At 34.7% G+C, this 19,931-nt stretch carries 18 protein-coding genes; 7 read left to right on the forward strand and 11 right to left on the reverse strand.

The window, feature by feature from the left end; genetic code table 11:
• Positions 1-132: 132 nt before the first annotated feature.
• Positions 133-1,734: a hypothetical protein gene (locus FNW17_RS02420; protein ID WP_144070781.1), complete on the reverse strand. Its 1,602-nt coding sequence runs from the start codon at positions 1,732-1,734 to the stop codon at positions 133-135.
• A gap of 306 nt (positions 1,735-2,040) precedes the next feature.
• Here FNW17_RS02420 and FNW17_RS02425 point away from each other — a divergent pair, with 306 nt between their 5' ends.
• Positions 2,041-2,589 (forward strand): LacI family DNA-binding transcriptional regulator, encoded by a 549-nt coding sequence (locus tag FNW17_RS02425; protein ID WP_262710829.1) that lies wholly within the window; start codon positions 2,041-2,043, stop codon positions 2,587-2,589.
• A 116-nt stretch (positions 2,590-2,705) separates the two neighbouring features.
• On the opposite strand, the gene FNW17_RS02430 is transcribed toward FNW17_RS02425, so the two are convergent.
• Entirely contained in the window at positions 2,706-3,131 is a 426-nt protein-coding gene (locus FNW17_RS02430; RefSeq protein ID WP_262710826.1) for an RDD family protein, read from the reverse strand.
• 196 nt (positions 3,132-3,327) lie between these two features.
• A complete protein-coding gene (locus tag FNW17_RS02435; RefSeq protein ID WP_143390873.1) occupies positions 3,328-3,789 on the reverse strand; it encodes an Lrp/AsnC family transcriptional regulator in 462 nt (153 codons plus the stop codon).
• Between the two features lie 158 nt (positions 3,790-3,947).
• Here FNW17_RS02435 and metE point away from each other — a divergent pair, with 158 nt between their 5' ends.
• Positions 3,948-6,272, forward strand: a complete 2,325-nt coding sequence (gene metE, locus FNW17_RS02440) for a 5-methyltetrahydropteroyltriglutamate--homocysteine S-methyltransferase (protein WP_143390874.1) — start codon at positions 3,948-3,950, stop codon at positions 6,270-6,272.
• A gap of 137 nt (positions 6,273-6,409) precedes the next feature.
• Here metE and FNW17_RS02445 read toward each other — a convergent pair whose 3' ends face one another.
• The 3 genes from FNW17_RS02445 to FNW17_RS02455 form a co-directional block, all read right to left on the reverse strand.
• Positions 6,410-8,839 carry a ribonucleoside-diphosphate reductase subunit alpha gene (locus tag FNW17_RS02445; protein ID WP_144070783.1) on the reverse strand — a complete coding sequence of 810 codons (2,430 nt, stop codon included), beginning with the start codon at positions 8,837-8,839 and terminating at the stop codon, positions 6,410-6,412.
• A 255-nt stretch (positions 8,840-9,094) separates the two neighbouring features.
• Complete coding sequence (locus FNW17_RS02450) at positions 9,095-10,072, reverse strand: ribonucleotide-diphosphate reductase subunit beta (RefSeq protein WP_143390876.1); 978 nt, start codon at positions 10,070-10,072, stop codon at positions 9,095-9,097.
• Between the two features lie 263 nt (positions 10,073-10,335).
• Positions 10,336-10,902: a DUF3109 family protein gene (locus tag FNW17_RS02455; protein WP_143390877.1), complete on the reverse strand. Its 567-nt coding sequence runs from the start codon at positions 10,900-10,902 to the stop codon at positions 10,336-10,338.
• A 199-nt stretch (positions 10,903-11,101) separates the two neighbouring features.
• Between FNW17_RS02455 and FNW17_RS02460 the strand changes: the two genes are divergently transcribed.
• From FNW17_RS02460 to FNW17_RS02470, 3 genes are all read left to right on the forward strand, one after another.
• Positions 11,102-11,680 (forward strand): MarC family protein, encoded by a 579-nt coding sequence (locus FNW17_RS02460; protein WP_143390878.1) that lies wholly within the window; start codon positions 11,102-11,104, stop codon positions 11,678-11,680.
• Between the two features lie 163 nt (positions 11,681-11,843).
• Positions 11,844-12,047: a hypothetical protein gene (locus FNW17_RS02465; protein WP_143390879.1), complete on the forward strand. Its 204-nt coding sequence runs from the start codon at positions 11,844-11,846 to the stop codon at positions 12,045-12,047.
• On the forward strand, positions 12,047-12,655 hold the full coding sequence (locus tag FNW17_RS02470) for an FAD-dependent oxidoreductase (protein ID WP_143390880.1): 609 nt from the start codon (positions 12,047-12,049) through the stop codon (positions 12,653-12,655). The genes FNW17_RS02465 and FNW17_RS02470 overlap by 1 nt, the downstream gene beginning before the upstream one ends.
• Before the next feature lie 38 nt (positions 12,656-12,693).
• On the opposite strand, the gene FNW17_RS02475 is transcribed toward FNW17_RS02470, so the two are convergent.
• The 4 genes from FNW17_RS02475 to FNW17_RS02490 form a co-directional block, all read right to left on the reverse strand.
• A complete protein-coding gene (locus FNW17_RS02475) occupies positions 12,694-13,521 on the reverse strand; it encodes an alpha/beta hydrolase (RefSeq protein WP_143390881.1) in 828 nt (275 codons plus the stop codon).
• 68 nt (positions 13,522-13,589) lie between these two features.
• The gene (locus tag FNW17_RS02480) at positions 13,590-15,158 is read right to left on the reverse strand and encodes a S41 family peptidase (protein ID WP_143390882.1); all 1,569 of its coding nucleotides are present in this window, start codon (positions 15,156-15,158) and stop codon (positions 13,590-13,592) included.
• 1 nt (position 15,159) lies between these two features.
• Positions 15,160-15,588: a deoxycytidylate deaminase gene (locus tag FNW17_RS02485; RefSeq protein ID WP_143390883.1), complete on the reverse strand. Its 429-nt coding sequence runs from the start codon at positions 15,586-15,588 to the stop codon at positions 15,160-15,162.
• Between the two features lie 7 nt (positions 15,589-15,595).
• Positions 15,596-16,189 (reverse strand): HupE/UreJ family protein, encoded by a 594-nt coding sequence (locus tag FNW17_RS02490; protein WP_143390884.1) that lies wholly within the window; start codon positions 16,187-16,189, stop codon positions 15,596-15,598.
• Positions 16,190-16,466: 277 nt separating this feature from the next.
• Between FNW17_RS02490 and FNW17_RS02495 the strand changes: the two genes are divergently transcribed.
• Positions 16,467-17,579: a glycoside hydrolase family 16 protein gene (locus FNW17_RS02495; RefSeq protein ID WP_218043852.1), complete on the forward strand. Its 1,113-nt coding sequence runs from the start codon at positions 16,467-16,469 to the stop codon at positions 17,577-17,579.
• 207 nt (positions 17,580-17,786) lie between these two features.
• Positions 17,787-18,218, forward strand: a complete 432-nt coding sequence (locus tag FNW17_RS02500) for a tellurite resistance TerB family protein (protein ID WP_144070785.1) — start codon at positions 17,787-17,789, stop codon at positions 18,216-18,218.
• A gap of 36 nt (positions 18,219-18,254) precedes the next feature.
• Here FNW17_RS02500 and FNW17_RS02505 read toward each other — a convergent pair.
• Positions 18,255-19,931 (reverse strand): gliding motility-associated C-terminal domain-containing protein (locus tag FNW17_RS02505; protein ID WP_144070786.1); only part of this gene is annotated, 1,677 nt, incomplete at its 5' end.

Below are 19,931 nucleotides of genomic sequence, written 5' to 3' on the forward strand. Positions count from 1 at the left end.
TTTTGATTTTTTTATAATATTTATATTGTTAATATTTTAAAGAAAAAATTAGCCATATAATAATGCATTTACATTACTTGTTTTATATAGATTTTAAAATGAATAAAGAAAAGTCCATACGTCTTTATGGTGTTATTTTCCTTTTTTTTGAACCAAGAGCATTCCTGGGTAAAAATCTTTACCACTAACTTTTTTAAAGTATGTTTTGTCAGTTGTTGTAATTGGATTTTCAACATCGGCACCATAACGATTGTCCCAAATTGGAAATGCAGTATCTACTTTTAATACACCTACGTTAACATATTTTGGGATTCCATTTTCATCGATTTGCTGTTCTAACACATCAAAAACAGATTTTTCATTCAATCCTTCTTTTAATCCAATTTTTGCAGTGAGTGGCTCATTTGTATATATTGGTGTTTTCGTTTTGAATTCATCGTGATTTTTTTGAAGTTTTACAACTACTGCATCCATTGCTTTCAATGTGGCTCTTTCAACTAATTTTAGATCTGTTTTATTGGTAAAAATTGAAGATTGTACATCTGCCCACGAATCGTCAGAACCTATATAAACAAGATTAAAAATATCAGTTTCATCAAACGCTTTTTTCATTTCGGGAGTTATACTTTTGTCTGTTGCCCAAAAGTCGTTATAGAATTTTGTAGAGACCTCTTCATTCCAATCCAATCGATACAAATGCGCTTTTGTTTTAACAATATAACCTTTGCCAGCAATAGTTACGCCCACCGAGAGAGCTGTTGCTACTGTGGCAATTGTATTGGCTTGAGGAACACCTGCGTAACTTGCTGCAGTTGCGGCAATATTTAGCCATTTGTTAGTTTTTTTAGCTATTACTTCTTTATCAGTATATTTGAATTCGTTTATTAACACAAAAGTGTTTTTAATTAAATCTTCACCTGCGTCGCCCAGCATAGTTATACCTCTTTTACTTGCTCTAGCTTTTGCGATGTCAAGTACTGAGGCATCATAATTTCCTCTTGATTTAATCAGATTCATATTGAATCCTCCTTTTGGCGAGCGGCCGAACCATTTTGCAACTAATTCTCTTGCAATGTCATTTGTGCCTTTTTGGGTTTCTTTAATCTGGTCTTTAAGTTCTTGAGGCATAAGGTCTACAAGTTCCTTTTGATATCTTTGGCTATCAAATTGTAATCTTTTGTCTATGTATTCTGTTATTTTATTTTTTTTAGTAACTCCAATTTCCTTTGCTTCATCTGTAAGTTTTTTTCTTTCGGCTTGATATTCTTTTAGGTATGGTGACGATGTGGTATTCAATAAAAGGGCTGTGTTTGAACTTGAAGATGCCATTCTAAATAAAGCGGCGTTGCCAGAATATTGAGCAGGGGGTGAGGCGGGGATGCTGCCTGGCAAGTTTTCTAAAACTCTTTTGTCTAAATTATGGTTGTTAAATTTGTCTGGAATTTTGCTTGTTATAAAGTATTTTTTTATCGAATCGGCAAAAGGTATGTTTGGTGTTTCAATCATAACAGTGTATAAAGAACTTCTTCTATACTTGATTTTTAACGGATTTGATTCAGGTGCTTCCTCTATAATTGGAGCATCTATAAATTCAGGCTCTTCTTTAATTTCGGTTTTCACCAAGGTTTTTTTAACGGTTTTTTTGTAGGTAGTTCCTTTTTTTACTTTTGACTGCGCACTTAAAGTAGCGATTGTTAAAAATAATAAGAAGGCGGTTAGTATTTTTTTTTTCATATATGCTTATTTTTTTCTTTTTACAAATAAATTTGCTTGCTTTCAAAGAAAGATTGTTTTTTTTAAACATACAATACCTACTTTTAGGTATATTTTAATAAAAAAAAAGTACAATAAAACTTGTTATTTTATAAATTAGTTTTCAATATTAGGATGGTTATTTACTAAAAAGTCAAGAATTATATTAAAGTGTTGGGATTAGAATTCTATATAAATTCTAAATAAATGATATATTTTATCACTGGTTTTTTGACCTTGTAGCACTTTGATAAGATTTCAAAGTTAATACCAAGTTCAAAAGTAATTATCAATGATCAAAAAGCTGCCTCTGAAGCAGTGCAACATTTGATAGATATTGGATGCAAAAAAATTGCCCATATAAGAGGTCCTGAAAATCCGCAAAATGCAATTGATCGTTTTCTTGGATATAAAAAAACACTTGAAAAAAACGGAATACTTTTCGATTCTAAATTGGTTTACACTTGTGAAAATGTAACTTTTGATGAAGGATTAGAATTCGCAAAACAAATTGTAAACGATCATCCAGATGTTGATGGTATTTTTGCCGTTACATATTTAGTGGCCGTTGGAGTTTTAGCTTATTTTAATGAGAAAGGCATTCAAGTACCTGATCAAATTGCTGTTATTGGTTTTAGTAATTGGTTTATGGCGCAAGTAATAACGCCAAAATTAAGCACTGTAGATCAACCAAGTTATGAAATGGGAGTTGCTGCTTTTTCTTTATTACTCGAAGAGATGATTTGCCATAAGGAAGGAAAAGTGTTCCACCCGAGAACAATCGAATTGGAGACGAGTATTATAGTAAGAGAATCGAGTTTAAGGGGCGCAAAGTGATTTTTATTACCCAATCTTTCCTGGCTAGAGATTAAATAAAAGAAAATCAAACAGCACCACCTTTTTTTTAAGAATTGATGTTTTTGTAATCCAATACAATTAATAAATCAATCAATTTAAAAATTTTGAAGCTCTAAAAACTCCTTTTTACTGTTTTCTAGTTTAGATTTTACAACCACAAAAGTTTTAGAAAGTTCATCGTGCCAACCCAGTTTTCGTCCTCTAAAAAAAGTAAAATATTCAAAAGGAATTATTCTTACCAACGTCCTTCCTAAAATATCGATTGGTTTAGGTTTTGAACCGTCAATCCTAACAACTATTGTTTTTGTGAAATATTTAGATATAGTTCTGGCAAATACTATTTCGAATGTAGCATAATATAAAAACATTAGTATTGTCCAAAATAAAAAATTTTGGGCTTTATCAAATGAATTTAACCAATCTAATAAAGAACTATACGCATCAAACGCAATAAATGCTGCTATAAAATAAAGTATAGAGTTGATAATATTCATAAAAACTATATCTATCGCAAAGTTCAAAGCGCGAGTAGTTTTTGGGCTAGAATATAATTGGGTATCGTGAATTTAGTTTCCATTTAATTGCAAAAAAAAAACAGTGACCAAAATGATAACTGTTTCAAAAGTAAGATTATTTTTCGAAATTATGAACCACACATTTCACAATCTTCTGGTCTAGCTTTTATGGGTTGTTTACAAACAATAAATTAAAATCATATCAAATTGACAATGCTGTACTATTCTTGATTTCTCCCATTACAAAAACACTGTGTGTATTTCCAATATTTTCGATGGTGGATAATTTATTCATTACAAAATCCTGATAACTAGACATGTCTTCGACCAAAATCTTCAGCATAAAATCATAATCGCCCGCAATATTGTAGCATTCGATGATTTCTTGAAGTGCCACGATGTCTTTTACAAAATTGCTTCCCACATTTTTAGCGTGTTCTTTTAGTCGGACATTACAAAAAACAGTCATCCCAAGATTCAATTTTTTCTTGTCTAATAAAGCGACATACTTCATAATATAACCATCGCGTTCCAGTCTTTTGATGCGCTCATAAACTGGTGTAACCGTCAAGAATAATTTACTTGCTAGCTCTTTTGTGTTGATATTGGAGTTCTCTTGCAGCTGTTTTAAGATCTGCAAATCGATGTTGTCTAAGTTTTCCATAGTTTTTTTTACTGTTTGAATTCAATTGCAAAGTTTTATTCCATACAAATTACTGTAAAATTTACAAAACACACATCATTTTACTTAGTTATAATGCAAATTAAAGTTTAAAAACCCATTACAATACCTTTGTATAGTAAAAAATACTTCAAAAAAATATGAAAACAAATAATTTGGGCTACCCAAGAATTGGCAGCAACAGAGAACTTAAAAGAGCGAGTGAATTATACTGGGCTGGAATAATTACTACAGATGAATTGCTTACGGTCGGAAAAAACATTCGTGCAGCAAACTGGCAATTGCAAGCCAAAACAGGAATCGATTTAATTCCTTCCAATGACTTTTCGTTCTACGACCAGGTTTTGGATCTAAGCCTTACATTGGGAGCTATCCCCAAAAGATATAGTGAAATTGCCAAGACAAACTCCGCTTTGGATTTGTATTTTGCAATGGCAAGAGGTTCACAAAAAGAAGAACAAGACGTTGTGGCTATGGAAATGACGAAATGGTTTGATACCAACTACCATTATATCGTTCCAGAATTTACAAAAAATCAAAAATTCGAATTGTTTTCAACCAAAATCATCGATGAATTTGTAGAATCTAAAAAAATAGGAATCACTACAAAGCCCGTACTTATTAGCCCTGTATCTTATTTATTACTCGGAAAAGAAAAAGAAGCGGGTTTTCATAGAATTGATTTAATCGAAAAAGTATTGCCTGTCTATTTCGAAATTTTTAATGAATTAGAAAAAGAAGGAGCGGAATACATTCAGCTAGACGAACCTTTTTTGGCCTTGAACCTAACCGATAAAGAACGCAATGCAATTACCTTTGCGTACAACGAAATCAACAAAAACTTCCCTTCTCTAAAAATTATTTTGACCAATTATTTTGATTGCTTTGGCGAAAATCTAGACACTGTTTTAGCTTTGCCAGTTGATACTTTGCATTTAGATTTGGTAAGTTGTTCTTCGCAATTGAATGATATTTTAGAATCAGGGAAATTGGCGAGTAATGTGAATCTTTCTCTTGGAGTAGTTGACGGAAGAAACATCTGGAAAAATGATTTCAAAAAATCTTTGGCTTTAATAGAGAAAGCAACCAATGCAATTGGTAAAAACCGAATTTTTATTGCTCCGTCTTGTTCGCTTATTCACAGTCCGTGCGACTTGGATTTAGAAATCAATGATGATAACTTGACGCCAGAAATCAAGCAATGGTTAGCTTTTTCCAAACAAAAAATTGAAGAAATCGTATTGCTTCAAAACTTTGCTTTAGACGAAGTAAGTCTGGTGGATTCGGTTTCATTTCAACAAAATACTATTGCCAATGATAACCGTAAAACTTCAAAATTAATCCATAACGATAGTGTAAAAAATAGAGTTGCGAGCATTACCACTGGCGATTACGAAAGACAAAACACTTTTGCTACAAGAAGAAAAAGTCAAATTGACGCCCTGAATCTTCCTTTGTTTCCAACGACAACAATCGGTTCTTTTCCACAAACTACCGAAGTAAGAAGTTGGAGAGCCAAGTTCAAAAAAGGCGAATTGAGTCAACAACAATACGACGATTTACTTCAAAAAGAAACCGAAGAAACCATCCGTTTTCAGGAAGAAACCGGAATCGATGTCTTAGTTCACGGAGAATTTGAACGCAACGATATGGTGGAATATTTCGGGGAACAATTGGACGGATTTACGTTTACCAAAAATGGTTGGGTGCAGAGTTATGGTAGCCGTTGTGTGAAACCTCCAGTTATTTATGGTGATGTTTCCCGTCCCAATCCAATGACGGTAAAATGGGCTGAATTTGCACAATCGCTTACGCAAAAATGGGTAAAAGGAATGTTGACTGGTCCAGTTACTATTTTGCAATGGTCTTTTGTTCGTAACGATCAATCGCGTTCTGAAACCTGCACGCAAATTGCTTTGGCGATACGTGACGAAGTAGTCGATTTAGAAAAAGCAGGAATCAAAATCATCCAAATTGACGAACCTGCCATTCGTGAAGGATTACCCTTGCGTAAAGAGGAATGGGCAAACTATTTAGATTGGGCAATAAAAGCCTTTCGAATTTCAGCTTCTGGTGTAAAAGATGACACCCAAATTCATACGCATATGTGTTACAGTGAATTCAATGACATTATCCAAAATATTGCCGATATGGATGCCGATGTTATCACTATCGAATGTTCGCGTTCGCAAATGGAATTATTGGATGTTTTTGCTGATTTTAAATACCCGAATGAAATCGGACCAGGAGTTTATGACATTCACTCGCCACGAGTTCCATCACGAAATGAAATGGTCCATTTATTAGAAAAAGCTGCTGCTGTAGTTCCTGCAGATCAACTTTGGGTGAATCCTGATTGTGGATTGAAAACCAGACATTGGGACGAAACTAAAAAAGCATTAATCGAAATGGTCGCTGCTGCAAAAGAAATGAGGGTGGCTGTCGAGAATATTGCAACGGTTTAATACCTATTTCATAACTGAAAAACCCTAGTAAATTTTAAATTTATTAGGGGTTGTGTTATCAAAAATTAAAAAATCACCATATTGTTGACGTCAACAAAATGGTGATTTTTTAATTTTATGGATTATTGTCAAATTGATTATGAACCACACATTTCGCAATCTTCCGGTCCGGCATTTTTTGCCAATTCGATCATTGCTCTGTATTCTTCGGCTGACATTTCAACAGCATCGTTTAAAACAGCAATAGGTTGTAGTACCTGTTCTGCGGATGGCTCTTTAACTTCTAATGGCTCCGCTTTTTTGTCATTATTCAAAGTAAATTTAATTGCATCAACTGCTGCTTTTGTTCTCAAATAATACATTCCAGTTTTCAAACCCGACTGCCAAGCATAAAAGTGCATTGAAGTCAATTTAGAATAATTTGCATCTTGCATAAACAAGTTCAAGGATTGCGATTGATCTACAAAATACCCTCTTTGACGAGACATATCGATAATGTCTTTCATAGACAGTTCCCAAACTGTTTTATATAACTCTTTCAAATCCTGTGGAATTTCAAGATTTTGAACTGAACCGTTGTTTCGCATTAATTCTTGCTTCAAGGTTTCGTTCCAAAGACCACGTTCTACCAAGTCATTCAATAAATGTTTGTTGACTACAATAAATTCTCCTGATAAAACTCTTCTGGTATAGATGTTGGAAGTATACGGTTCGAAAGCTTCATTATTCCCTAAAATTTGTGAAGTCGAAGCTGTTGGCATTGGCGCCACCAAAAGTGAATTTCTAACTCCGTTTTTCATTACTTCTTTTCTCAAAGATGCCCAATCCCAACGTCCTGAAAGCTCCTCGTCTTTCATTCCCCAAAGATTGTGTTGGAATTCACCTTGTGAAATTGGAGAGCCTTCAAAAGTAGAATAAGGTCCTTCTTCTATTGCCATTTCCATTGAAGCAGTAACTGCGGCAAAGTATAATGTTTCGAAAATTTCTTGGTTTAATTTTTTTGCTTCGTCACTAGTAAAAGGTAAACGCAACATAATAAAGGCATCGGCAAGACCCTGAACACCAAGGCCAATAGGGCGATGACGTAAATTTGAGTTTTCAGCTTCAACAACTGGATAAAAATTTCTATCTATTACTTTGTTCAAATTACGAGTCACTCGTTTCGTAACTGTGTATAGTAATTCGTGATCAAATTTTCCATTGTCAACAAACATTGGTAACGAAATAGAAGCAAGATTACATACCGCAATTTCATCCTTTGATGTAAATTCCATAATCTCGGTACACAAATTCGATGAACGGATGGTTCCAAGATTTTTTTGGTTCGATTTTCTGTTTGCTGCATCTTTATACAACATATAAGGTGTTCCCGTCTCGATTTGAGATTCCAGAATTTTTTCCCACAATTCACGCGCTTTGATGGTTTTACGACCTTTTCCACGAGTCTCATAATCTATGTACATCGTTTCAAATTCTTCGCCGTAAACGTCATACAAACCTGGACATTCATTAGGGCACATCAGCGTCCAATAGGTGTCTTCTTGTACGCGTTTCATAAACAAATCCGATGTCCACATAGCAAAAAACAAATCTCTGGCGCGCATTTCTTCTTTTCCAGTATTCTTTTTCAAGTCCAAAAATTCGAAAATATCAGCGTGCCAAGTTTCAATATAAATAGCAAAACTTCCTTTGCGTTTTCCACCACCTTGATCTACATAACGAGCCGTATCATTAAAAACTCTCAACATCGGAACAATTCCGTTCGATGTTCCGTTTGTACCACGAATATATGAACCCGTTGCACGAACATTATGAATAGAGAGTCCAACTCCACCAGCAGATTGTGAGATTTTGGCCGTTTGTTTCAGTGTATCATAAATTCCGTCGATGCTGTCGTCTTGCATGGCCAGAAGGAAACAAGAAGACATTTGGGGTTTTGGAGTTCCTGCGTTGAATAATGTTGGCGTGGCGTGTGTAAAGAATTTTTTCGACATTAAGTCATACGTTTCAATCACCGATTCCAAATCACCCAAGTGAATTCCAACCGAAACACGCATTAACATATGTTGCGGACGCTCCACAATTTTTCCGTTTATTCTCAACAAATAGGATCGTTCCAAAGTTTTGAAACCAAAATAATCGTAGTTAAAATCTCTATTGTATATAATGTGCGAATCCAAGAATTCAGCATTGTCCATAATCACTTTATGCACTTCTTCGGATAGTAATGGAGCTTCAAGATTCGTTCTTGGATTTACATAATGAAACATTTCGTTCATTGTTTCCGAGAAAGATTTTTTGGTATTGGAATGTAAATTCGAAATTGCAATTCGAGCTGCAAGTTGAGCATAATCAGGATGCGCAATCGTCATCGAAGCTGCAGTTTCGGCTGCTAGATTATCTAATTCAGATGTCGAGACTCCGTCATACAATCCTTCTATCACTCGCATCGCCACCTTTACAGGTTCTACTAAACCATTAAGTCCGTAGCATAGTTTTTTAATTCTATCTGTTATCTTGTCAAACATTACTGGCTCTTTGTGGCCATCTCTTTTTACTACGTACATAATTTTTAGTTTTGTGAAATAGACAATCCCTTCTCTATTTCGGGGTATTTGTGATTAATTTTGGGAAGCTAATCCCGGTAATTTTATCTGGAGCTTTATCCCGCTATACGTTACAATCTTTTGTTTTTTAAAGGAAAAAACAAAAGGATTTCCACTGCAATCGGGGCTAAAAACAGTTAAGATTTGAGAATCTATAATTTAAACCATTAAGACATTAAGTTTCATTAAGTCTTAATGGTTTGTATTTGTAAAGCATCAAAAATCCGCGTCGAAGCTAATTTTTTGAGCATCAGAATCAGTATTCATCACTCCTGATTTTTGATATTCGGCAACTTTCTTTTCGAAGAAATTGGTTTTTCCTTGAAGTGAAATCATATCCATAAAATCAAAAGGGTTTGCCGTGTTGTATTCTCTTTTGCAACCCAATTCTACCAATAATCTGTCGGTAACAAATTCTAAATATTGAGTCATTAAGACAGCGTTCATCCCAATCAAACTCACTGGGATCGACTCCGTTATAAATTCTCTTTCTATGTTCAAAGCATCCACTATTATTTCTCGGATACGTGCTTTTGACACTTTGTTTTTAAGGTGATGGTTGTGTAAATGCACAGCGAAGTCACAGTGAACTCCTTCGTCACGAGAAATTAATTCATTCGAAAAGGTTAAACCTGGCATCAATCCACGTTTTTTTAACCAAAAAATAGAGCAAAAACTTCCTGAGAAGAAAATACCTTCAACGGCTGCAAAAGCAATTAATCTTTCGGCAAACGAATCTGATTCGATCCATTTCAAAGCCCATTGTGCTTTTTTCTGAATAGCTGGAAATCTTTCGATGGCATTGAATAATTCGTCTTTCTCAGCTTCGTCTTTCACATAAGTGTCAATCAAAAGAGAGTAGGTTTCGCTATGAATGTTTTCCATCATAATCTGGAAGCCGTAGAAGAATTTAGCTTCGGCATATTGTACTTCGTTTACGAAATTTTGAGCTAAATTCTCGTTTACAATTCCGTCAGAAGCGGCGAAAAATGCTAGAATATGTTTTACAAAATACTTTTCGTCTTCGCTTAATTTATTGTTCCAATCGTTTAAATCTTGAGCCAAATCAATTTCTTCGGCAGTCCAAATACTGGCTTCTGTTTTTTTGTAAAATTCCCAAATATCGTGGTGTTTGATAGGGAAAATCACGAATCGATTTTTGTTTTCTTGTAAGATTGGTTCAAGTTTTGACATTGCTATTTTTATTTTTTTTTGAAATTTTAACGAATTTTTATGCTTTTCGTAGATTACAAAGATTGTGAATTCTTGCGGTTATAAAAAGCCAAACTTATTCACAATCGGGATGAGTTTTTAACAAATAGAAGCGATTGGAATATTTTTCATACAAATTATAATATGCTAAAAGCCAATATTTTAAAAGTAAAATGTAACGTAAGACACTGTAGAATATAGGATTTAAAAAAATACTAAATATGGGAATTATAATTTTTTAAAAATTATTTTTTCAGATCCTGGGCGACTTTTTCGAGTTCTAAATACCAGTCTTCGCCAAATCTTCGGATGAGGGCTTCTTTGACAAATTTATAAACTGGAACTTCGAGTTCTTTGCCTAAAGAACAGGCATCATCGCAAATCTCCCACTTATCATAATTCACGGCGAAAAATTCAGTGAAATCTTTCACACGAATAGGATACAAATGACAGGAAACTGGTTTTTTGAAACTAACTTCCCCTTGATTGTAGGCTTGCTCGATTCCACAAAGCGCCGTTTTTCCATCATAAATGACGTAAGCGCAATCCTTATTATTAATTAAAGGGGTTTCGAGATCGCCATCGGTGCCTTTTGTCCAAGCTCCTTGAGCTTCTATTGCTGCAATGCCTTCTTTGCGAAGAAAGGGTTTTACTTTTGGATAAATTTCCTCCAAAATCTTGGTTTCGGCTTCGTTTAGAGGCGCCCCAGCATCACCATCGACGCAACAAGCGCCTTTGCAAGCGGATAAATTACAAACAAATTCTTTTTCGAGAATATCTTCCGATACGATGGTTTTTCCTAGTTGAAACATTTTGCAAAGATACTTTGCAATTCTGAATTTCGGATGTTAAATTTTTAGTTTTTAGATTAAAAATATTTGGACTTCCATTGAGCCTCTAGTTTTTAAATTAACCCAATCAACAACTATACTCGGTGCTTTTGTCAAAAATTAACCATCATTTATGAGTTAACCGCATAGAATACACTACTTTTGCCCCATAAAGTTAAGAATTATGGAATTAGATTTTAAAGAAATAATTGCTGTCGGGATGGTGCTTTTTGCTGTGATTGATATTGTGGGCACTATTCCAATTGTTGTAGATTTGAGAACAAAACACGGGCATATTGAATCTGAGAAAGCATCGCTAGTTGCAGGAATGATTATGATTATTTTCCTTTTTGTTGGAGAAGAATTATTAAATTTAATTGGTATTGATGTGCATTCATTTGCAGTTGCAGGTTCTTTTGTCTTGTTCTTTTTGGCACTTGAAATGATTTTGGGCATTCGCATTTATCGTGATGAAGAAGCAGGTTCCGCATCCATAGTACCCATTGCTTTTCCGTTAATTGCAGGAGCGGGAACGATGACTACTTTATTGTCATTGAAAGCGCAATACCAAACCCTAAATATTATCATTGCTATTGTTTTGAATATTATTGTAGTTTATATCGTTTTGAAATCATCGGCAAAAATCGAAAAAATGTTGGGAAAAAATGGTTTAGGAGTGATAAGAAAGGCTTTTGGAGTGGTTCTTTTGGCAATTGCTGTTAAATTATTTGCTGGTAATGTTAAAGATTTGTTCCTGTAAATTAAATTTTTATAAATTTACCCATCATTTTTACATAATACTATTTTTATGAAATGAGCATAACGCAAATGCGATGCAAACATTGACAAAAATATATGCGACCCGAGTTTACGAACTGGCGAAGCAATTCCATATTCCTTTAAAAAATAAATAATATCTACATATGAAACTTTTCACTAACATATTGGTCGTTTTGGCAATCGGGCTAATTATATTCAATATTAGTTTGCTTGACTTTGAACATCCTCTCGAAGGCAACAGTATGATTGCTTTTATTGGAATTGCGGCTTCATTTTGTGCTATTTTAATTCTATTGATTTTTAGAATGTCAAAAAGCATTGAAGAAAAAATGAATGATAAATTCTAATGTTTGATGTTTTAATTCTAGGCGGAGGCGTTTCAGGAATGTCTTGTGCTTTAGTATTGGGTTCTGCCAAAAACAAACCTTTTGTTACCGAAAAAGCCATTGGCGTTATTGCCCATCAAAAAAATTCTAATCTTCAGGAAGCGATTATAAACAATGCTTACGGAATTCCTCCCGGCAAATTAGGAGCCGATTTATTGTATGAAAGTATCCAACATTTATCAAAAACGTATCCTCATATTATTCAGATTCCAAATGAAAAAGTTCTAAAAATTGAAGGCGAATCCCCTGAATTTACAATTACTACCAATACAAATACTTATAAATCCAAAATGGTTGTTGTGGGAATTGGTGCTGCCAATACTTTTGCCATCGAAGGTTTGATGCACTACGTAGAACCACATCAAAAAACACTTCCCGAAAAACAAAGAATCCAACTCAAAAACAACGACCACAAAGTTGCGGAGGGTATTTATGTCACCGGAACATTAGCGGGTTCGAGAAGCCAAGTAGCCATTGCTGCAGGAAGTGGGGCTGCTGTTGCAACCGATATTCTGACTTTATGGAATGGAGGAATGCAAACGCAAGTTCATGATAGTATTAAGAAGTAATTCTGTAGAAAAAGAAAATTTATCCTCTATTAATTCTCCTATTTTTTTTCTGAAATTTCCTTTTTTATTATATTAACTTCTTTTATTAATAATGGAAAAGCGGGCTCAGCCATAGCTCCATGATTAAAACCCTCAAGTTTATATATTGTGGTGCGTTTATGTCCAGCTAGTTTCATCATCCTCCACATATAGGCGTTTTCTTCATAACGTCCGAGCAATTCCATTTCGGGATCTCCAGTAATAAGAACCAAAGGCGGAGCATCTGGACGAACAAAATAAAGTGGTGCATATTCGTCTATCAAAGGCTGTATTTCGTTCATCCCCATTTCTTTTCTAATGGTAAAATGCGTTATAGTATGTCCGCTAAACGGAATATTTCCAGCAATGCTGTTGGCATCAATTTCATGTTTAGCCAAATACTTTTTATCAAGCCCCACCATCATTGTTAAATAACCTCCTGCGGAATGTCCCGACAAAAAAATCATATCGGATCTACCACCATAATTATCAATATGTTGAAAAGTCCAAGCAATTGCAGCAGCAGCATCTTCTATGTATGCAGGCGCTTTTACTTTTGGCGAAAGCCTGTAGCCAACCCCAATTACGGCAAAACCTTTTTCTAGTAAAGCATTCGGAATTTCTTTATTCCCTCCAGAAAGTCCGCCTCCATGAAACCAAATAATTGTGGCAAAGTTTTTAGATTTTTTAGGATAATAAATATCCAAAGAACACTGAGAATCGATGTATTTATCACTTTTATTAATAGCATCGGGGTAATAATGTATGTCTTTCTCGATAGCATATTGCTGTTGCGCACTCACAAAAAATGAAGTGGTCAATAACAATAAAAATATAATTTTTTTCATGTTTTTTCTAATATAATCTCGTTACATTCTTAAATTTAACATCAAATCTGAATCGATTTCGAATTAGTCTATTTCAAAACCGCATCAATCATCGTATCCTCTTTCAACACAATTTCATAAAATTTACCTTCATTGAATAATTGACGGGCAAATTCTGCTGCCAAATAGCGTTTTACCAATGATTTGTTTTTGTCTAAACTCATATTGATACCATTCTTGAAAAGGTGTTTTTGAAAAGCGTTGAAATACGAATCCGTTCCCTCCATTTTGACTTTAAATTGTTCGAAAGTCAATCCTTTAAAAGCGTTTCGGTTGTGATCCAATTGTTCAAAAATAAATTGACCTAGAACTCCCGTTTGCAATAAATAAGCTGTGTGTTCTTTGCTTGGTTCCAATTCAAGCGGAACGAAAACATCGGGAACAATTCCGCCGCCTCCATAAACGATTTTGCCTTTTGGCGTTTTGAATTTGGGTGTATTGGGTGTTTTTATGCTGTCTTTATGATACAATTCTCCGCTTTTAAAACGCGATTCCGATTCTTTCAAATAATCTTCGGAGCCCTTTGTATAGGGTTTTTGTATCGAACGTCCCGTTGGAGTGTAGTATCTGGCAATGGTCAATCGAACGGCCGAACCATCGTCAAAATCCATTTCTCGTTGTACCAATCCTTTGCCAAAAGAACGGCGTCCCACAATGGTTCCTCTGTCATTGTCCTGAATCGCTCCCGCTAATATTTCGCTCGCAGATGCGCTGTTTTCGTTGATTAAAATAAATAGTTTTCCGTTTTCGAAACTACCCGTTTTAGTTGCAAAAGTTTTATTGGTTGTTCCGTTTTTGTCTTTTGTAAAAACAATTAATTGTTTGTCTTTTAGAAACTCATCGGCAATAGCCACAGCTTGCTCTAGGTAGCCGCCACCGTTGTCACGAAGGTCAATTACAAGGGATTTTATTCCTTTTTCTTTTAATTTGGTTAAACCAGTTTTGAACTCCTTGAAAGTGCTTTCGGCAAATCGATTGATTTTGATGTATCCCGTTGTTGGGTTCAATAGCAAGGCGGCATCAACGCTTTTTATAGGGATAATACCTCGTTTAATTTTAATATCTAATTTTTTGTTTTCGGATTTTCTATAAACGGTAACAAGAATTTCGGAACCTTCTTTTCCTTTAAGTTTTGAAAACAGACTGTCTGTTGGTAGTTTTCGTCCAAATAATTTTGTTTTGTCAGCAAACAAAATTCGGTCTCCCGATTGAATTCCCGCTTTTTCCGAAGGGCCATTTTCGATTGTTTTTATGATGGCCAAAGAATCTTTGTACATATAAAAATTCACTCCGATTCCGACAAACTCACCTTGCATACTTTCGGCAACTTGTGCTTGCTCGCTTGGCGGAATATAGACCGAATGCGGGTCTAGTTGTGCCAAAATATTGTCGATGGCACGATTGGTAATCGAATCGGCGTTTACTTTATCGACATATTCGTTGTCGATAAAATCAAGCAATTTGTTGAGTTTGTTTTTTGAATTGTTTTTGGTCAAAAATTGATTTTGCTCCGGAAAGTTGAGCCATCCGCCCAGAAGAATTCCAAAGGCAAGTGCTCCAAAAATAAGAATTGGAAAGTATTTAGGATTGATTTTCATTTTAATCTAAAATTTCAATTTGTTCTACGATTACGCCAGCTTTTACTAAAAAATCTAAACCAGAAGTATCTCTATAGCCTAGTTGGTAAACCACTCTTTTTATCCCAGATTGATGTATTAATTTGCTACATTCTTTGCAAGGTGAAAGGGTAATATAGAGTGTGGCTCCTTCGCAAGTTTGGGTAGATTTGGCCACTTTTAGAATGGCGTTGGCTTCAGCGTGAAGCACATACCAATTGGTTAGTCCAGCTTCATCTTCGCAACAATTTTCAAACCCAGAAGGCGTTCCGTTATATCCGTCGGAAATTATCATTTTATCTCGAACGATTATGGCGCCCACTTGTTTGCGTTTGCAATAGGACAAGCGGCTCCATTCTTTAGCAATTCGAAGATAGGCTTTGTCGTATTTATTTAATTTTTTCTTTTCCATTTTTAATTTATCTCTTCCAAATTTCGCTTTGAATAATCATTGGCAAAACAACTCCAATTACAAAAGACGACATCACTAATGTCCAATCGCGTTTTGAAAATCGGAAGAAAGTTTGGACAATATACGAAAGTATCAACACAATAAAAACTACTACTATTTGAGATGTTTCAATTCCAAGTGAATATTCAGACAATGGCAATAATTTTGATTGAGGAGAACCGCCAACTAAGGTCTTAAAATGCCCGGCAAAACTCAATCCGTGTATGATTCCGAAAAACAAAGTTACAAATCCAATAACGCTAATACTTTCTTGTTTTGAAGATTTTCCGGCAGTGAAAAGATTAAAAAAAGCGATGATTAGAATGGTTATTGGAATTAAAAATTCGACCAAATTGACTTTAATAATCACGACACCAAAAACCGATAACAGCAACGCTACTGTGTGACCAATGGTGAAAATGGTAACTAAAAGTAGCAATCTTTTCCAATCTTTGAAGGCATAAGGAATTGTCAATGCTATTAAGAATAAAAAGTGGTCATAAGCTGATAGGTCTAGAATATGCCTCAAGCCTTTTTCGAAATAATTCCAAAATTCTGACATTATAAATAAGTATTATGATTAGGGGTTGTCAAACTTACAATTAATTTTGAAAACTATTGTTTGGATTTAACATTTTAGAAGAATTCCATTAACAAATTATAAAAAATACTATTTAAAATATAGTATCAATTAATATTGGAAATTTAACAAAAATCAAATAATTATGAAGCTTCTTAATTTCTTGATATTTAAGATAATAGTGCCATTTTTATTTATAGATTATTACTATTTATCGTATATTTGTTATCATCTTTTTCTTTTCTAAATGTTATTCGTTATGAAATATATAATAAGTTTTTTTTGCCTTTTAACATTCTCAATTGCTTGCTCCAATTCCGAAAATTCACCAACTCAACAACTGCCAGTTAATCCAACGCCGGTCATTCCTCCAACTCCCGTTACTATGCCAAATCCAACCAATTCTGTTATAACCAATTATGTAGGTTATACACTAATTTGGAATGACGAGTTTAACACCTCTCAACTGGAGTTAACGAAATGGAATTATGAAACTGGAACGGGAGTCAACGGCGATTTTGGAACAGGACAATTAGATAGAGCCACCGATAGGACATCTAATGTAAGTATGCTTGCAGGCACGGATAATGATGGCTCGCTAGCCATAACAACACTCAAGGAAGCCTACATTGACAGAAAATATACCAGCGGAAGAATTAACACAAAAGATAAATATTCCTGCGGGCCAGGCTCACGAATAGAAGCTAGAATATGGGCTAGAGATGTTCAATTTAAAGGACAAGGTTTTGCCTTTTGGATGATGCCTGCCGAAATACCGGAAGGAAAAGATTACATTATGTGGCCACAAGGAGGAGAGGTTGATATAATGGAATATGTTGGCGCCATTCCGTTTGCCAATTTAGGAAGTGTGCATTATGCTTGGTCTTGGGAAAATAATCAATACCAAAGTTGGAACCACGGACATAAAGGCGCTTATTATTCTTATGCTGAAAACCAAGTTCCTGCCATTCATCCTGAATATGGAAATTGGCCAACAACAGCAAATAATCCATCTGCCGGAAGTGGCGCGTATCATTTATACCGGATCGATTGGTACAATAATCGTATTGAATTTAGTGTTGATGAACAAATATATCACATCAACTATTTTAACGACGGAACAATGTTTGGCAATGCCGCAGATGGTGAAGATGCCGATGCAACTGTAACTGTAAATAACAAAAAAGTATTTAAATCAGAATATTCACATCATTTTGAAGAATGGAAGCCTTTTGACCATAAGTTTTATTTAATTCTCTCGGCAGGAGTTGGCGGGAATGACAATCAAAGCTATGGTGGCGCTATTGTTTCACAAGCAGTATTTCCTTGCACTACATTAATCGATTATGTTAGGGTTTATAAAAGAATTTAATACAATCGGTCTTATTACAATTCTTAAATTTCACAGCTATTTTCTATGGAATTAAAGACAATTTTTGTTCTTTTTAAAATGGTTTAAATCATAATAAACTTTTCTTTTTGCAATTTTATTTCTGTGTTTATTTGAAAAATTCTTTCAATATTTTTAATAAAATTGAAATTTGTAGTATCTTTATAAGACCTTTTAAAACTTAATATTATGTCAATAGCAGAATTATTTGATAACGAATTTAAACGAAGAATGAAAGGTCGTTTTTCAGCAGTAGTTCGAGTGTTATTTGCTGATGGAAAATTTGATCCTGACGAAAAAAAGTTTTTAGATAAACTTGCCGTAAAATTAGAAATTTCTGATGAAGAGTATAAAGAAATTCTAGAAAACCCATTAAAATATGAATTAAATCCTCCTTATCTACACATCGAAAGATTGGAGAGTTTATATAATATTGCCAGAGTGGTTCATCACGATCATCATCTTGGCGATAAGCAAGAAATTCTGTTAAGAAAATTTGCTATAGCCCTTGGATTTACTACAGCCAATGTAAATTATATAGTCAATAAAGCATTAGCTTTAGTAGATAAAAAAGTAGATTTAGATACGTTTATCGATGAAATGCAAAATATGAATCGATAAAATTAAAAAACGCCCAATATTGGGCGTTTTTTAATTTTATCGGGTAATAAATACCCAACCAGATTTTGAAGTTCCATTTTTTATTTCGGCTACATAAAAATAAGTACCATCAGGAAGAGATTCTCCTTTTCTATTATTTCCACCCCATTGGTCTGAATAATTTCTAAAATCATTTACTTCAACACCATATCTATTATAAATTTGGAGTTTTACAACCTCACAACCTGTAAGATCGAAAGTGTCATTATAAGTATCATTATTTGGTGTAATTACATTTGGAATCAAACAAATAGAATTTATCGTGACCATTTTACTAATTACGCAACCATTCCAATCTAAAACTGTGATGTTATAATCGCCAGAATTCAGGTTTGAATAGATTGTATTTGTTGTAAACGAACTATTGTTGATGCTGTATTTAAATGGCGCTAAACCACTTGTTACACCAGTTATTTCAATAATCCCTTCAGGTCGTTCGTTAATAACATCGGTTGTTTTTAAGGTTATAGAAGTTGGAGATGGATAAACAACTGCACTTAAAGTCACTGTTGGTGCACATTGACCTGCATTTGGCGTAAAAATATAATTTCCAGATAAAGTATTGCTAACCGTTGCAGGATTCCAAGTTCCAGTCACGCCATTAGTTGATGTAAGTGGTAAAACGGGACTAACTTCACCCGAACATAATGGTGCTATTGGTGCAAAATTTGGAGTTACATTAGGGTTGACAGTAACATTCAAAGTTGTAACAGTTGCACATTGACCTGCAGTTGGGGTAAAAGTATAAGTTCCAGATAGAGTATTACTTATTGTTGAAGGATTCCAGTTCCCTGTAATTGCATTATTTGATGTTAATGGCAAAATTGGGCTCACTGAACCCGAGCAAATTGGAGCAATGGCTGTAAATGTTGGAGTAACATTTTGATTTACAGTAAAGTTCAAAGTGGTTGTTGTAGCACATTGACCTGTATTGGGTGTGAAAATATAGGTAGCCGAAGCTGTATTGCTAATTGTATCAGGATTCCAAGTTCCAGTAATTCCATTTGTTGAGGTTGATGGCAAAATAGGAGCAGTTGCGTTGGCACAAATTGGAGTGATAGTAAATAATGGTGTGATTGCATTTATATTTATCGTTAATGTCGCCGTAGTTGCGCAAATTCCATCAGTTGGAGTAAAGGTGTAAATGGCAGAAATGGTATTACTAACAGTTGGTGGATTCCAAGTTCCAGTAATTCCATTTGTTGAAGTTAGGGGTAAGCTAGGCGTTGTTGAATCATAGCAGACATCGGCAATTGGGTCAAACAACGGAATTATTCGTGGAATAATTGTTACCTCTAAAGTTGTTGTTGTCGCGCATTGACCTGCTGTTGGTGTAAAAGTATAGGTGTTCGAATTAAGATTGCTAACAATTGCGGGATTCCAAGTTCCTAGAATTGTATTATTTGACATCGTGGGAAGCACAGGACTTTCTGAACCAGAACAAAACGGAGCAATAGTAGTAAAAGTTGGAACTACAATCGGATTGACCACAATGGTCATAGTAGCAGGATTAACAGTACATTGACCAGCAGTAGGAGTAAAAGTATAAGTTGTTGTTGCAGTATTATTCATTGCTGGCGACCAAGTTCCAGTCACACCATTATCAGATGTAGTTGGCAAAGGAGCTAACGTTTGACCCGAACAAATTGGTGCTACTTGCGTAAAAACTGCGGC

This window comes from Flavobacterium franklandianum (genome assembly GCF_007097365.1).
Lineage (GTDB): Bacteria > Bacteroidota > Bacteroidia > Flavobacteriales > Flavobacteriaceae > Flavobacterium > Flavobacterium franklandianum.